This is a genomic window from Faecalibacterium sp. An77, from assembly GCF_002161315.1.
Classification (GTDB): Bacteria; Bacillota; Clostridia; order Oscillospirales; family Ruminococcaceae; genus Faecalibacterium.
Genome location: NZ_NFHK01000009.1, coordinates 31,332 through 45,314 on the forward strand (window position 1 = coordinate 31,332; position 13,983 = coordinate 45,314).

General features: G+C 59.2%; 16 protein-coding genes and 1 other annotated feature. Of the genes, 9 read left to right on the top strand and 7 right to left on the bottom strand.

Features of this window, described 5'->3' with window-relative positions; all coding sequences use genetic code 11:
• Nucleotides 1-6 precede the first annotated feature (6 nt).
• From metG to B5G28_RS05025, 7 genes are all read right to left on the bottom strand, one after another.
• Nucleotides 7-2,001: a methionine--tRNA ligase gene (metG, locus tag B5G28_RS05000; protein WP_087246625.1), complete on the bottom strand. Its 1,995-nt coding sequence runs from the start codon at nt 1,999-2,001 to the stop codon at nt 7-9.
• Nucleotides 2,002-2,110: 109 nt separating this feature from the next.
• Nucleotides 2,111-2,372 (bottom strand) — a binding site (T-box leader).
• A gap of 139 nt (nt 2,373-2,511) precedes the next feature.
• Nucleotides 2,512-3,006, bottom strand: coding sequence for a hypothetical protein (locus tag B5G28_RS05005; protein WP_204228817.1), 495 nt, complete (start codon nt 3,004-3,006; stop codon nt 2,512-2,514).
• A 539-nt stretch (nt 3,007-3,545) separates the two neighbouring features.
• Nucleotides 3,546-3,764, bottom strand: coding sequence for a hypothetical protein (locus B5G28_RS14400; RefSeq protein WP_144265480.1), 219 nt, complete (start codon nt 3,762-3,764; stop codon nt 3,546-3,548).
• Nucleotides 3,765-4,421: 657 nt separating this feature from the next.
• The gene (gene argS / locus B5G28_RS05010) at nt 4,422-6,236 is read right to left on the bottom strand and encodes an arginine--tRNA ligase (RefSeq protein WP_087246626.1); all 1,815 of its coding nucleotides are present in this window, start codon (nt 6,234-6,236) and stop codon (nt 4,422-4,424) included.
• A 72-nt stretch (nt 6,237-6,308) separates the two neighbouring features.
• A complete protein-coding gene (locus B5G28_RS05015) occupies nt 6,309-6,752 on the bottom strand; it encodes a DUF1934 domain-containing protein (RefSeq protein ID WP_242956685.1) in 444 nt (147 codons plus the stop codon).
• A gap of 13 nt (nt 6,753-6,765) precedes the next feature.
• The gene (gene murI / locus B5G28_RS05020; RefSeq protein WP_087246628.1) at nt 6,766-7,590 is read right to left on the bottom strand and encodes a glutamate racemase; all 825 of its coding nucleotides are present in this window, start codon (nt 7,588-7,590) and stop codon (nt 6,766-6,768) included.
• Complete coding sequence (locus tag B5G28_RS05025; RefSeq protein WP_087246629.1) at nt 7,583-8,692, bottom strand: D-alanine--D-alanine ligase family protein; 1,110 nt, start codon at nt 8,690-8,692, stop codon at nt 7,583-7,585. Before B5G28_RS05025 ends, murI begins: the two co-directional genes overlap by 8 nt.
• A gap of 364 nt (nt 8,693-9,056) precedes the next feature.
• Between B5G28_RS05025 and rpmG the strand changes: the two genes are divergently transcribed.
• From rpmG to B5G28_RS05070, 9 genes are all read left to right on the top strand, one after another.
• Nucleotides 9,057-9,206: a 50S ribosomal protein L33 gene (gene rpmG, locus B5G28_RS05030; RefSeq protein ID WP_005920501.1), complete on the top strand. Its 150-nt coding sequence runs from the start codon at nt 9,057-9,059 to the stop codon at nt 9,204-9,206.
• A 15-nt stretch (nt 9,207-9,221) separates the two neighbouring features.
• A complete protein-coding gene (gene secE / locus B5G28_RS05035) occupies nt 9,222-9,473 on the top strand; it encodes a preprotein translocase subunit SecE (RefSeq protein ID WP_087246630.1) in 252 nt (83 codons plus the stop codon).
• 34 nt (nt 9,474-9,507) lie between these two features.
• Nucleotides 9,508-10,038 carry a transcription termination/antitermination protein NusG gene (gene nusG / locus B5G28_RS05040; RefSeq protein ID WP_087246631.1) on the top strand — a complete coding sequence of 177 codons (531 nt, stop codon included), beginning with the start codon at nt 9,508-9,510 and terminating at the stop codon, nt 10,036-10,038.
• 137 nt (nt 10,039-10,175) lie between these two features.
• The gene (gene rplK, locus B5G28_RS05045; protein WP_087246632.1) at nt 10,176-10,601 is read left to right on the top strand and encodes a 50S ribosomal protein L11; all 426 of its coding nucleotides are present in this window, start codon (nt 10,176-10,178) and stop codon (nt 10,599-10,601) included.
• A gap of 54 nt (nt 10,602-10,655) precedes the next feature.
• On the top strand, nt 10,656-11,348 hold the full coding sequence (rplA, locus tag B5G28_RS05050; protein WP_087246633.1) for a 50S ribosomal protein L1: 693 nt from the start codon (nt 10,656-10,658) through the stop codon (nt 11,346-11,348).
• 228 nt (nt 11,349-11,576) lie between these two features.
• On the top strand, nt 11,577-12,092 hold the full coding sequence (gene rplJ, locus B5G28_RS05055) for a 50S ribosomal protein L10 (protein ID WP_087246634.1): 516 nt from the start codon (nt 11,577-11,579) through the stop codon (nt 12,090-12,092).
• 88 nt (nt 12,093-12,180) lie between these two features.
• Nucleotides 12,181-12,555: a 50S ribosomal protein L7/L12 gene (gene rplL, locus B5G28_RS05060; RefSeq protein WP_087246635.1), complete on the top strand. Its 375-nt coding sequence runs from the start codon at nt 12,181-12,183 to the stop codon at nt 12,553-12,555.
• Between the two features lie 174 nt (nt 12,556-12,729).
• A complete protein-coding gene (locus tag B5G28_RS05065; RefSeq protein WP_087246636.1) occupies nt 12,730-13,752 on the top strand; it encodes an SPFH domain-containing protein in 1,023 nt (340 codons plus the stop codon).
• On the top strand, nt 13,752-13,952 hold the full coding sequence (locus B5G28_RS05070; protein WP_087246637.1) for a PTS ascorbate transporter subunit IIC: 201 nt from the start codon (nt 13,752-13,754) through the stop codon (nt 13,950-13,952). The genes B5G28_RS05065 and B5G28_RS05070 overlap by 1 nt, the downstream gene beginning before the upstream one ends.
• Nucleotides 13,953-13,983 lie beyond the last annotated feature (31 nt).

The window sequence follows — 13,983 nt, forward strand, 5'->3', positions numbered from 1 at the left end:
CTCCTGTTAGTGGATGCGGCTGCCGGCGGGAGCTTCATCGGGGTAGAAGGCGATGGTGCAGCCGCCGTCGGCGGTATCGGCTGCCACGATCATGCCCTCGCTGACATACTTGCCCTTCATCATGGGACGGGGGGCCAGGTTGGCCACAATGCCCACCTTCTTGCCGATCAGGTCCTCGGGGCTGTACCACTTGGCGATGCCCGAGAGGATGCAGCGCTCCCGCTCGCCGTCAAAGACGGTCAGGTGCAGCAGCTTCTTGCTCTCCTTGATGGTCTCGCAGGCCCGGATCTCAGCCACACGCATCTCCACCTTGCAGAAGTCGTCGAAGTCGATCTCAGCCTCGTGCTCAATGGCGGCGGCAGGCTGGTCGGCCTTGGCGGCGGCTGCCTCCTTGGCTTCCTTGGCCTTCTGGGCGGCTTCGGCCTTAGCCTTGCGCTTCTCGTCCTCTGCCTTCAGGTGAGCGATTTCCTTGGCCACGTCGATGCGGGGGAACAGGGGATCGCCCTTGTGGACGGTGTAGCTCTCCTGGAGACCGTAGGCGGCCTGATCCAGCTGGAGATTATCAGCCGACAGACCCAGCTGCTCCATCATTTTGGGCGCAGTGGAGGGCAGATAAGCATTCAGCAGGATGGCGCAGACCCGCAGGGCCTCGCACAGGTGATACAGGACGCAGCTCAGACGGCCCTCGTTGGCGGGGTCCTTGGCCAGGGCCCAGGGGGCGGTCTCGTCGATATACTTGTTGGCGCGCTGGACCACGGCGAAGATCTCGGTCAGAGCCTGGGGAATGGTCAGGTTGTCCATGTCCTCGGCCACCTTGGCGGGCAGAGCGTTGATCATCTGCTCCAGCTCGGCGTCCAGAGGATCGGAGGAGACCGACTTGGCCACCGTGCCGCCGAAGTACTTCTCACACATGGCCACGGTGCGGCTGAGCAGGTTGCCCAGGTCGTTGGCCAGATCGCTGTTGATACGGTTGATCAGGGCCTCGTTGGTGAACATGCCGTCGTTGCCGAAGGGGATCTCACGCAGCAGGAAGTAGCGGATGGCGTCCACGCCGTAACGGTCGCAGAGGATGACGGGGTCCACCACGTTGCCCACCGACTTGGACATCTTGCCGCCGTTCATTAGCAGCCAGCCGTGGCCAAAGACGCGCTTGGGCAGGGGCAGATCCAGAGCCATCAGCATGGCCGGCCACAGGATGGTGTGGAAACGCAGGATTTCCTTGCCCACCATGTGGAGGTCTGCGGGCCAGAACTTGTCGTAGTCGTGGTAGGTGTCGTTGCCGTAGCCCAGAGCCGAAATATAGTTGCTCAGAGCGTCCACCCAGACGTACATGGTGTGCTTGGGGTCAAAGGGAACGGGGATGCCCCACTTGACCGAAGTACGGGAGACGCAGGTGTCCTGCAGGCCCTGCTTGATGAAGGCGATCATCTCGTTCTTGCGGCTCTCGGGCTGGATGAACTGGGGGTTCTCCTCGTACAGCTTGAGCAGACGGTCGGCATACTTGCCGGTGCGGAAGAAGTAGGCTTCCTCGTGGGCGTCGTAGACCTCGCGGCCGCAGTCGGGGCACTTGCCGTCCACCAGCTGGCTGTCGGTCCAGAAGCTCTCGCAGGGCTTGCAGTAGTGGCCCACATACTCGCCCTTGTAGATGTCGCCCTGCTCATACAGCTTGGTGAAAATCTTCTGGCAGGACTCCATGTGGTAGTCGTCGGTGGTGCGGATGAAGCGGTCGTAACTGACGTCCAGCAGCTTCCACAGATCCTTGACGGTGGCCACGATCTGGTCCACGTACTCCTTGGGCTGCATGCCGGCCGAAGCGGCCTTGTCCTCGATCTTCTGGCCGTGCTCATCGGTGCCGGTCAGGAACATCACATCGTACCCCTGCATCCGCTTGAAGCGGGCCAGTGCGTCACAGGCCACGGTGGTGTAGCTGTGGCCGATGTGCAGCTTGTCGCTGGGGTAGTAGATGGGGGTGGTGATGTAGAACTTTTTCTGTTCAGACATGGTTTTGATTCTCCCTTTCCCGTTGGAACCTGCCCGCCGGCGGCGTGCAGGCCCATTGCGTGTACATTAGAGGAAGTAAAAACTCCCGTCCTCGCGGGGGCCTTTGCCCAGCAAGGACGGGAGCGGAATACTTCCGTGGTACCACCTTGGTTCGCCGGCTCCTCGCGGGGCGCGGCCTCGATGCTGCATCCCGGCCCAAAGGGCAGGTACAGCCGGACGCTGTAACGGGCGCACCCGGCACAGGCTCAGGGAATCCGTTTGCCTGTGCGGCTCCGAGACCATCTTCGGCGCCCCGATGCCTGCCCGGTTCCACCGCCGCGGGCTCTCTGAAAGGATCACTGGACGCGTACTCTTCTCTTCACAGCCGATTGTGTATCATGGCTATTATAGGAGAAGCGGGGCCGTTTGTCAACAGGGGATTTCCCCGGCGGGGTCATCTGCCTTTCCGGCAGGGCGGGGAGAGCCCCTGCCCCGGACCGCCGGAAACCGCTTTTATACCGGCGGCGCCGGTTAAAGGTTGGCTTCAACGAATTGCAGCAGGTTTTCGGCGAGAGCTTGGATTTGGTCCAGCAGGGCGGCTCCGTCCGAGAGGTTGGCCGGCTCCTTCAGCGGGGCGCGCAGGATGTAGTCGGTTTGGGCGGGGCTGCCAGTCAGCTCGAAGGGGAGGGGCTGATCCTTCCACACATCGCAATAGTGGGCCTGATACCGCCGGTTGAACCCGGAAACCCACACCTGAAACTGAAAATCCCGGTGGACAAACACCACCGCCGCTTTCAGTCCTTTTTCCTTGAGCTCTGGACTGGTGAACTGGAAATAGGAGAAGTCCATGCCGTTTTCGGTGATGCTGCCCTGAAACTTGTATTCCGGCATCCTCTTTTCGAGCTCCACGCGAACCCAGCGGAACAGGCGGATGAATTCCCGGTAGCAGGCGATCAGCCGGGTGGTTTGGAGCAGTTCCTGGTATTCGAGCAGCAAGCCTGCGTCAAAGTGCATGGTCTCGTCCATGGTTGTTCTCAGTCCTTTTCTCTCTTGTGGGACCGGTCGGGGGCCGGCGTCAGCTTCGGATGCGGCCTCTCTGCCAAAGGCAGAGGCGGGGAAGCCCGGACAAAACAAAAAAACCTGGCGGATGAGAGCGGTTGCAAGCCTCTCATCCGCCAGGATACTTACTTCTTCGGAGTCATAGCCTCTTTGCCTCACATTTACCTATTTTTCGGAGTTGACCTTGCCTTTCATAAGATTGTTGGCCTTTCCTTATGCTTAGGAAATGATAGGGTAGGGGATCGCCGATTTAACTAGTACATTGGTTTCAAGCCTCATCCGAATCGTTGGATTGCGTCTTACGAAGCATCTTCATAGAAACACATTCTTTCGATTGAATCACTCCAGGGGACAAGTTACCTAAATCATTGGAGTACTCCCTCCGTGTTACTCAAATATCTGCATCCATACAGGGACTTTCATGGGGGATCATCCTCTCGGGGGTGCTGATTTATTTGAATGACCGTTGTTCGGATAGGGGAATTATTCAGCTTTGAAAGATTACCTCAAGGGCTTCTGTTGTTTTTCAGATCTTTCAGGGAAGGGTGTTTCGCAATCGTTACGGCATCCAGTGCATTTTGCTTCGATCCGGGGATGCTTTGTTGGGGCACATCGCCGCCAATCAAGCCAATGGATCTTTTTCCTGTCTGCAATTTCCAGATGGATTCAGACTCTGAACAGCGGCTCTTACTGGAACCACCTTTTTCAGATTCCGTCTCCTCCAAATTGACACCTTACAGGGAAGAGGTCTGCCTTCCGACTATGCTTCCGGCACTTTTGATCGATCGAATGCAGGTCCAGCCTTGATTTGCTGTGCATCCTTGCCAATCTGAGGGTTTACGCCTGCCTTGAGGCCACGACTACTTAAATCATTGGAGTAGCTCCTTCCGTGCTATTCAAATACAGGTATCCGTAAAAAGGCTTTCATCATATGAATCACTTCCTGCGGATCTATTTGAATCGCCAGGGGACTTTCTCGACAGACTGTTCGTAAATCGCTTAATATATGCTAAAGACTTCGCTTTAAATCTCTTAGATTTTTACTAAATGCGGGGGAAACATCCCGTACTGGTAAGCGGCTTTTCGCTTTTTCAGCAATTCCCGACAGTCTGTCCGAACTGTGCGGGTGTCGTATCAACCATCGGTCTTCGCTCCTTTCTCCTTTTAAGTCAGCGGGATTGGATCACCTTTGATCCTCTGCTGTACTTTCTTGGTTTCTGGCTATATTATATCCGAAAGGGTGGCCGCTGTCCATTCGCAGAATCCACAAGGAATATCTTGTGATTTTGTATAGTTTTGATTTTACTTGTGGATAAAACGTTGTATAAAGTGTGAACAGACCGAAAACAAAAATCCCCGCACACGAAGTGCGGGGAAAGGGCTTACATCTTGTCGGGGACGTTGATCTTGAACATGGTCAGCACGTTGCGGATCACGTTGCGCACGCCGATGCACAGGGCGATGCGGGCCTGCTGCAGGGCGGGATCAGCGCCCTGGATGCGGCAGCTACCGTAGAACCGGTGGAAGGCGCTGGCCAGGTCGATGACAAAGCGGTTGATCCGGCTGGGATCGTACTTTTCAGCGGCCATGACGATTTCCTGGGGGAAGGCGGCCAGCATCCGGATCAGATCCAGCTCGGCGGGATCGGTCAGCAGGGTGGCGTCGGTGTTCTCTGCGCCCAGGAACTCCACGCCCTCGCTCTCCAGCTTGCGCAGGATAGAGCAGATGCGGGCGTGAGCGTACTGGACGTAGTAGACCGGGTTGTCGTTGTCGGTCTTGACGGCCTGGTCCAGATCGAAGTCGATGCTGCTGCCGGCCTCGTGCATATTAAAGAGGAAGCGGGCGCTGTCGATGGGCACCTCCTCCAGCAGGTCGGTCAGGGTGATGGCGTTGCCGGTGCGCTTGGACATGCGGACGGGCTGGCCATTCTGCATCAGGTTGACCATCTGCATCAGCACCACGTCCAGACGGCTGCCGTCCAGGCCGATGGCGTCCATGGCGCCCTTCATGCGGGCCACATGGCCGTGGTGGTCGGCGCCCCAGACGTCGATGGCCTTGTCAAAGTTGCGGTCGGCCAGCTTGTTGTAGTGGTAGGCGATGTCGGCGGCAAAGTAGGTGGGGATGCCGTTGGCGCGGACCAGGACTTCGTCCTTGTCCTCCTCGGCGCCGTCGTCGGTCTTTTTCTTGTTGGCAGCGCCGTATTTGGCAGCGTACTGGGCGCTGCGGTACATGATGGCGCCGTCCTCGGCCTTGTAGCAGGCGCCCTTCTCCAGCAGCTGGTTCACCACGTTCATGACGGCGCCCGAGTTGTGCAGGGTGCTCTCAGGGAACCAGACGTCGTACTGAATGCGGTACTTGCCCAGGTCGGTCTTGAGGGCGGCGATGTTCTTGGGCAGGGCGTAACCCACCAGAGCGTCCTTCAGGGCGGCAAAAGCCTCGCTCTCATAGAGAGCCTCGTCCTTCAGGCCGCGGCAGGGAACGGCGTACTTGTCGCCCTCCTTGGCTGCGAACTCCAGAGCCAGCAGGGTGATGTCGCCGCCCTGGTAGCACTCCTTGGGCAGGGGATACTCGTTCTCCTCGTAGTAGTGCTGCAGGTAGCGGATGGCCAGGCTCTTGCCGAACTTCTGGATCTGGTTGCCGGCGTCGTTGATATAGAACTCACGGGTGACGTCGTAGCCGGCCCACTCCAGAACAGCGGACAGGCAGTCACCCAGAGCGCCGCCGCGGGCGTTGCCCATGTGCATGGGGCCGGTGGGGTTGGCGGAAACGAATTCCACGTTGTAGCGCTTGCCCTGGCCGTAATCGGTCCGGCCATAGCGGGGGTTGGAGCAGGCAGCCAGGGCCACGCCAGCCCAGAAGGCGGGAGCCAGGAACAGGTTGATGAAGCCGGGGCCGGCGGTCTCGGCCTTGGTGAAGCAGCTTTCCGACAGAGAGGGCAGGTGGCTCAGAATGGCCTCGGCGATCATCTTGGGGGCCTTGTGCCAGGTGCGGGCGCCGGCCATGGCGATGTTGGAGGCAATATCGCCGTTCTTGGTGTCGGCGGGAACCTCCACGATGAAGGCGGGCAGCTCGGCGGCAGGCAGGTCGCCGGCCTCCATAGCGGCCTGCGCAGCCTGAGTCAGCAGGTCGCGGGCCTGGGCCAGAGCGGCCTGACGGGGGTTGTAATTCTCAAAAGCGGGGTAAGTTGCATTGCTCATAGGGTAATGATTCCTTTCTCTTGGTCCAATCAAAACAGGCGGCGGGGAGCGGCAGAAACCGCGCCGGGCTCCTCAGTTGACATGGGTGACGGTGACTTCCAGGGAGTTTTTGCTGATGAGGGTGGAGACGTCCCCGTCCAGCAGATAGCTGAATCGGGCCACGCCGCCCTTGGCGTTCAGGCCGCACTCGATGCTGTCGGCCGTCACCCCCAGGGTGACCGAGCCGTAGCCGGTCTCGTAGTGGCAGAGGTTGCGCCGGCCCTTTTCGATGATGAGCTGGCTGCTCTGGGGCCCGAAGCGCAGCATGGCCACCCGGCTGGAATCGGCCGCCAGCTTGAGGGTGGTGACACAGCCCTCATAGCCGGTGGTCTCGGTCTCCCGGTAGGTGATATAGTAGCTGCCCTCCCGCATGGTGAAGCTGCCGCGGGTCATCAGCTCCACCTGCTCGGTTTCGCCGTCCTGCTCGATTTGACTTTTAATCCGAATAATATAGTTTTCCTTTAAGGCTTTGCTCACGGTGTTGATGTCCTCAGTATTTGTCGATGCAGATTTGTTCCGCGGTGCCGCCCCGGTATTCGCCCAGGAACAGGTCGGCGGTCTGGACGAAGCTGTCGGGCACATCGCTCACAAAGAAATGGGTGGTGCCCTGGGTGCGGTTGGCCCGCAGACCCTTGCTGCTGAGCAGCTGGCTCAGATCGTCGGCGGCGGCGCTGCCCGGGTCGATGAGGGTGACCGAGGGCCCCATGTACTCGCCGATCATCCCGGCCAGCAGGGGGTAATGGGTGCAGCCCAGCACCAGGGTGTCCACCCCGGCGGCCCGGATCTCCTCTAGATACTGGGCGATGACCAGGCGGGTCACCTGCTGGCGGTCGGGGGCGGAGCCGTCCACATAGCCGTTCTCCACCAGGGGAACAAAGAGGGGACAGGGCCGTGCGGTGATCTCCGCTCCCGGCACCAGACGCCGCAGCAGCTGTTCGTAGCTGTGGGAGCGGATGGTGGCCGCAGTGCCGATGACGCCGATCTTCCGGCTGCGGGTGGCGCGGGCCGCCCGGCGGGCCGCCGCCGTCACCACCCCCAGATAGGGGACGGGGAGCTGGGCAGCTTCCTCGGCGGGGTAGGTGCTGGAAACGGTGCCGCAGGCCGCCATGATGCACTTGACGTTCTGGGACAGCAGAAACGCGATGTCCTGGCGTGCATACTGCAGGATGGTTTCATGGCTGCGGCTGCCGTAGGGCACCCGGCCGGTGTCGCCGAAATAGACGATGTCCTCGCCGGGGAGCTGCTTGCGCAGTTCCCGCACGCCGGTCAGACCGCCCAGACCGCTGTCAAAGACGCCGATGGGGCGGTTATCCATGGTGGGCCACCGCCCTTTCCATGGCAAGGGCAACAAGGCGGTCGATGAGCTGGGGCAGGGGAGTGCCCTCGTGCTCCATCAGTTTCGGATACATACTAATAGAGGTAAAGCCGGGGAAGGTGTTGATCTCGTTGATCAGCACCCGGCCGGTGCCGCGCTCCACAAAGAAGTCGCAGCGGGCCAGGCCCTCGCAGCCCACGGCGGTGTAAGCCCGGGCGGCGTAGTCCTTGACTTCGTCCAGCTTCTCCTCCGACAGACGGGCCGGGATCAGGGTCTCGCTGACGCCGTTTTTGTACTTGTCGTCGTAGGTGTAGAACTCGGCGCCGGCCAGTATCTCGCCGGGACGGGTGGAGAAGGCGGGCTCGGAACCAATGACGGCGCACTCCACTTCCTGGCCGTCCACAAAGGACTCGAACACCACCTTGCGGTCGTTTTCCAGGGCCAGCTTGATGGCGTCGGCCAGCTCAGCCGCATTGGATGCCTTGCTGATGCCCACGCTGGAGCCGGCGTTGGCCGGCTTGACAAAGATGGGCCAGCCCAGTTTTTCCTCCAGAGCGGCGCGGATGCCGTCGGGGTCGGCCTCCAGCTGGGCCCTGGTGTAGGCGGCCCAGGCACAGTGGGGGATGCCGCTGGCGGCAAAGAGGGTGTTGGCCACAGCCTTATCCATGCAGACGGCGCTGGCCAGAACGCCGCAGCCCACATAGGGGATGCCGGCCAGCTCCAGCAGGCCCTGGACGGTGCCGTCCTCGCCCCACAGGCCGTGGAGCGCCGGGATCACCACGTCGATGTGGAGCTTCTCCACATGGCCGGCGGGGGTGAACAGGATGGCGCCGTGGTCGGCGCGGTCGGGGCTGATGGCACAGGGCATGTTGCCGGGCAGTTCCTCCCAGCTGCCGTCGGCCATCTGGGCCGAGGAAGCCTCGGTGTACAGCCATCGGCCGTCCTTGGTGATGCCGATCTTGATCAGCTCATACTTTTCAGGGTCCATATTGTCTGCGAACGTGCCGGCCGATACACGGCTGACCTCGTGCTCGCTGGACAGGCCGCCGAACAGCAGTGCCACGCACAGCGGATGGGCGGCGGAATTCTCCTCGGAATACATGATTCGCATTCCCTCCTCTATCTTAATAGAAGCCCCCGGGCGGGGGCGTTCAATCATAATTACACCCATCATACCATAAAAATGCGCCGGTTTCCATACACAACGGCAAAATGCCGCCCCAAAAAGATGAAAAACCCCACTTGATAAAACAGGCCGGCCCGGCGCAACGGGGCAAAAAAGCGGTCATTTTGCCGCCGGCGTGAAAAAAATCCGAAAGATGGGCAAAATACCGCTTGACGCGGCGGGAAAAGAGTGCTAAAATGATATCACCTCTTTTGCGGGATTATTTAGTGCGCCCCTTTTTGGGACGCCGCCCGGCGAACGAGGGAGGTTCAATAACCGTTATATATGGAGGTGTCAACAAATGACAGTGAAAATCACTCTGGCCTGCACCGAGTGCAAGCAGCGCAACTACAACACCACGAAGAACAAGAAGAACAATCCTGACCGCCTGGAGATGAAGAAGTACTGCCGCTTCTGCAAGAAGCACACGGTCCATCGCGAGACCAAGTAAGAAAGGCGGAGCACAATGGCAGACAAAACCGATAAGAAGCCGGGCTTTGTGGCCAGAGCTAAGAACGCCGTGAAGAACTTTTTCACCGGAGTGGCCAAGTTCTTCCGCGATACCAAAAGCGAGCTGAAGAAGGTCGTATGGCCCAGCAGGGAAGAGACCAAGAAGAACACGATCGTGGTGCTGGTGGTGGTCATCATCGCCGCCGTGGTCCTGTTTGCATTGGACGCCGTGTTCGGCGGCATCCTGGGCCTTGTCATCGGAGGCTGACCAAATCTTGTATGGAAACGGAGGCTGACCCATAATGGAAGACCAGTCGAATGAAGCTTTGTGGTATGTCGTGCATACCTATTCCGGCTACGAAAACAAAGTCGCGACCGATCTTGCAAAGATGGTGGAAAACCGCCGCCTGCAGGATCTGATCTGCGAGATCCGGGTTCCCACCGAGATGGTGCCCGAGATCAAAGACGGCAAGGAGCGGATGGTCGAGCACAAGCTGTTCCCCGGCTATGTGCTGGTCAAGATGGTTATGAACGACGATACTTGGTACGTGGTCCGCAACACCCGCGGCTGCACCGGTTTCGTCGGTCCTGCTTCCAAGCCGGTCCCCCTGACCGCTGAGGAAGTGGAAAAGATGGGCGTGGAGGCCAAGGCCCCGCTGACGGTGGATTTCGCCGCAGGGGACAGTGTCCAGATCACGTCCGGTCCTCTGGAAGGCTTTATGGGCGTTGTAGAGGAAATCAACACCGAGACCTTCAAGGTGAAGCTCAAGGTGAACATGTTCGGCCGGGAGACCCCCGCAGAGGTGGACATCGCCCAGGTCGAGCGGCTGTAACAAGCCGCGAACGCGTACAAATCATCAAGGTAAGACCGCGTGCGGTTCTTATAGAGCGTGCCTGCTGAGGCATGCTCGTGGGAGGTTCGCAGACAGCGGGCCGCAACTCACCACAGATTTTTGGAGGTGCATTTATCATGGCACAGAAAGTAACTGGCTACATTAAGCTGCAGATCGAGGCCGGCAAGGCAACCCCGGCTCCTCCTGTTGGTCCCGCCCTGGGCCAGAAGGGCGTCAACATCATGGCCTTCACCAAGGAGTTCAACGAGCGTACCAAGAACCAGATGGGTTATGTCATCCCCGTCGTCATCACCGTGTATGCTGATCGCTCCTTCAGCTTCATCACCAAGACTCCCCCGGCTGCCGTTCTGATCAAGAAGGCCGCCGGCCTGTCCACCGCTTCCGGCAAGCCCAACAAGGAAAAGGTCGCTTCCCTGACCGCCGCTCAGGTGGAAGAGATTGCAAAGACCAAGATGCCCGACCTGAATGCTGCTTCTCTGGAAGCTGCATGCAGCATGATCCGCGGCACCTGCCGCAGCATGGGCGTCACAGTCGAAGGCTGAGACATAAACAGTGGGAGGGCGCTGCGCCCGCAAGACCACATAGGAGGATAAACAATGAAACACGGCAAGCACTATGTCGACGCTGCCAAGCAGGTCGATTCTACCAAACTGTACGATGTGAACGAGGCGCTGGAGCTGGCCTGCAAGATCGCTTCCGCCAAGTTTGATGAGACCGTTGAGCTGCACGTCCGCCTGGGCGTTGATGGCCGTCACGCTGACCAGCAGGTCCGCGGCGCCGTCGTTCTGCCCAACGGCACCGGCAAGACCGTCCGCGTCTGCGCTATCGCCAAGGGCCCCGCAGCTTCTGCTGCTGAGGCTGCCGGCGCTGATATCGTCGGTGATGACGATCTGATCGCAAAGATCCAGGGCGGCTTCATGGATTTCGACGTCGTGGTCACCACCCCCGACATGATGGGCAAGGTTGGCCGCCTCGGTAAGGTCCTCGGACCTCGCGGCCTGATGCCCAACCCCAAGGCTGGCACCGTGACCCCCGACCTGGGCAAGGCTGTTAAGGAAGCCAAGGCCGGTAAGATCGAGTACCGCCTGGACAAGCAGAACATCATCCATGTCCCCGTGGGCAAGGCATCTTTCGGCGCCGAGAAGCTGTACACCAACCTCGACACCGTTATGGACGCTATTGCCAAGGCTAAGCCCGCCGCTGCCAAGGGCACTTACTTCAAGAGCGCTACCATCGCCACCACCATGGGCCCTGGCATCCGTCTCAACACCCTGAAGTACGGTGTCTGATTTTTCTGAAAAAATTCAGAAAAACACTTGACAAAACCACGTTCGCGTGGTAAGATATTCATGCTGTTTTTAAGACAGCAGGCGCTGGAGTCCAGTGTAAAGTGTATCCGCCTGCCGAGAAACGCGTAACGTTGTTTTATGCCTCTCTCTCGGCCTGTGTGCGCGGGAGAGAGGCTTTTTTCTATGACTCCGGCTTCCGATGTAGTTTTGAAACGAGGTGAAACCGAAATGCCCAGTGCAAAGATTCTTTCTGAAAAGCAGGCTTATGTCGCTGATCTGAAGGCAAAGTTTGAGAATGCGGTTTCCGGCTGTGTGGTTGCTTACGGCGGTATCAACGTCGAGAATGACACCAAGCTGCGTAAGGAGCTGCGTGAGGCTGGCGTTGAGTATATGGTTGTCAAGAACACCATGCTCCGTCTGGCTGTCAAGGGTACCTCCATCGAGGGCCTGTCCGAGAACTTTACCGGTGACACTGCCGTCGCATTTGCCAACGCTGAGGACCCCATGGCTGCTGCCCGCATCCTGTGCAAGTACCAGGACGGCGACCGTTCCAAGAAGTTCGTCGTCAAGGGCGGCTTCATGGAGGGCAAGGTGCTGAGCGCTGCTGAGACCAACGCCATCGCCAAGCTGCCCGGCCGCGAAGGCATGCTGTCCATGTTCGCCGGCGCACTCACCAGCACCCTGTCCGGTCTGGCTGTTGCTATGCAGGCTTACGTCGACAAGCAGGAGGAGCCCGCTGCCTAAGATGGCGCCGGCTGCTGCCTGACCCAAACTGTTTTTCGATACCACAACTACCGAAACAAAAATTAACTGAAATTGGAGGGTTATTACCATGGCTTCTGAGAAGATTACTGCCATTATCGAGTCCGTTAAGGGCCTGTCCGTCCTGGAGCTGAAGGAGCTCATCGACGCTTACTGCGAGGAGTTCGGTGTTTCTGCTGTTGCTGCTGCTGCTCCCGCTGCTGCCGCTGCTGCTGCTCCCGCTGAGGAGGAGAAGACCGAGTTCGACGTCATCCTGGCTGAGGCTGGCGCTACCAAGATGCAGGTCATCAAGATCGTCAAGGAGATCACCGGTCTGGGCCTGAAGGAGGCCAAGGCTATCGTTGACGGCGCTCCCAAGGCTGTCAAGGAGAAGGCTTCCAAGGCTGACGCTGAGGACATCAAGAAGAAGCTGGAAGAGGCTGGCGCTAAGGTCGAGATTAAGTAATTTCACCTCAAACCAAACACTTCGGACAGGGGGTTCCCGCACAGGGAGCCCCCTGTTTTTTGTGTGCCTTTCCAGGCCGCCCCAAAACCCTCTTGACAAAGCAGAGATAAAATGATATGATTTTGATATCAACAAAATACAAATCACTCGGGATACGTCAGGAGGTTGATGGATATGAGTGAGAAGATTCTGCAAACCAAAAAGAACGGCATGCTGGTTCTGCTGCTGATCCTGCTGGGGTATGTGGTGGCCATTGCGGCGGTCGTGGCCGATGCCCTGGCCGGTGTGCCGGGCATTCTGGGCGGCGTAGTGATGGCTCTGGCCATTCTGTACATGATCGTGGGCCTGTTCCTGCTGCCGGGCCTGAAGGTTCTGAAGCCCCAGGAAGCCCTGGTGCTGACCCTGTTCGGCAACTACATCGGCACCCTGAAAGGGGAGGGCTTCTACTGGGTCAACCCCTTCTGCACCGCCGTCAACCCCGCTGCCGGCACCCATCTGAGCCAGAGCGGTGATGTGCAGCGCAGCCTGGTGAAGACAGAGGGCGGCAATCAGCAGGTCCAGATCAATGTGGGCGAGCTGAATTCCAAGAAGATCTCCCTCAAGCGGATGACTCTGAACAACGCCCGCCAGAAGATCAATGACTGCCTGGGCAACCCGGTGGAAATCGGCATCGCCGTCATCTGGCAGGTGAAGGACACCGCCAAGGCCGTCTTTAACGTGGACAACTACAAGGAATACCTGTCCCTGCAGTGCGACAGCGCCCTGCGGAACGTGGTGCGGATTTATCCCTACGATGTGGCCCCCAACGTGGATACCACCGGCGACGGCAAGCCCGATGACGGCAGCCTGCGGGGTTCCAGCGAAGTGGTGGCCCGTCGCATCAAGGAAGAAATCCAGGAAAAGGTGGAGGACGCCGGCCTGGAGATCGTGGACGCCCGGATCACCTACCTGGCCTATGCCCCCGAGATTGCAGCCGTGATGCTGCAGCGCCAGCAGGCCTCGGCCATCATCGACGCCCGCAAGATGATTGTGGACGGCGCCGTGGGCATGGTGGAAATGGCTCTGGAACGCCTGAACGAGAACAAAGTGGTGGAGCTGGACGATGAGCGCAAGGCGGCTATGGTCTCGAATCTGCTGGTTGTCCTGTGCGGCAACCACGATGCACAGCCCATCGTCAACTCGGGCAGCCTGTACTGATGGCCGAGCCGAAAAAACAGATTCCGCTGCGTCTGTCCGCGAAGTTGTACGACGCCATCGCCGCCTGGGCAGAGGACGACTTCCGGTCGGTCAACGGGCAGATTGAATACCTCTTGACCGAATGTGTCCGCCAGCGGAAAAAGAACGGCAAATATGTGTCGGAGGAGCTGGACGTTCCCCCCGAACTGGATATCAAATAAGTGCAGCAAAAAGGCCCGTCGTGCGGATGCA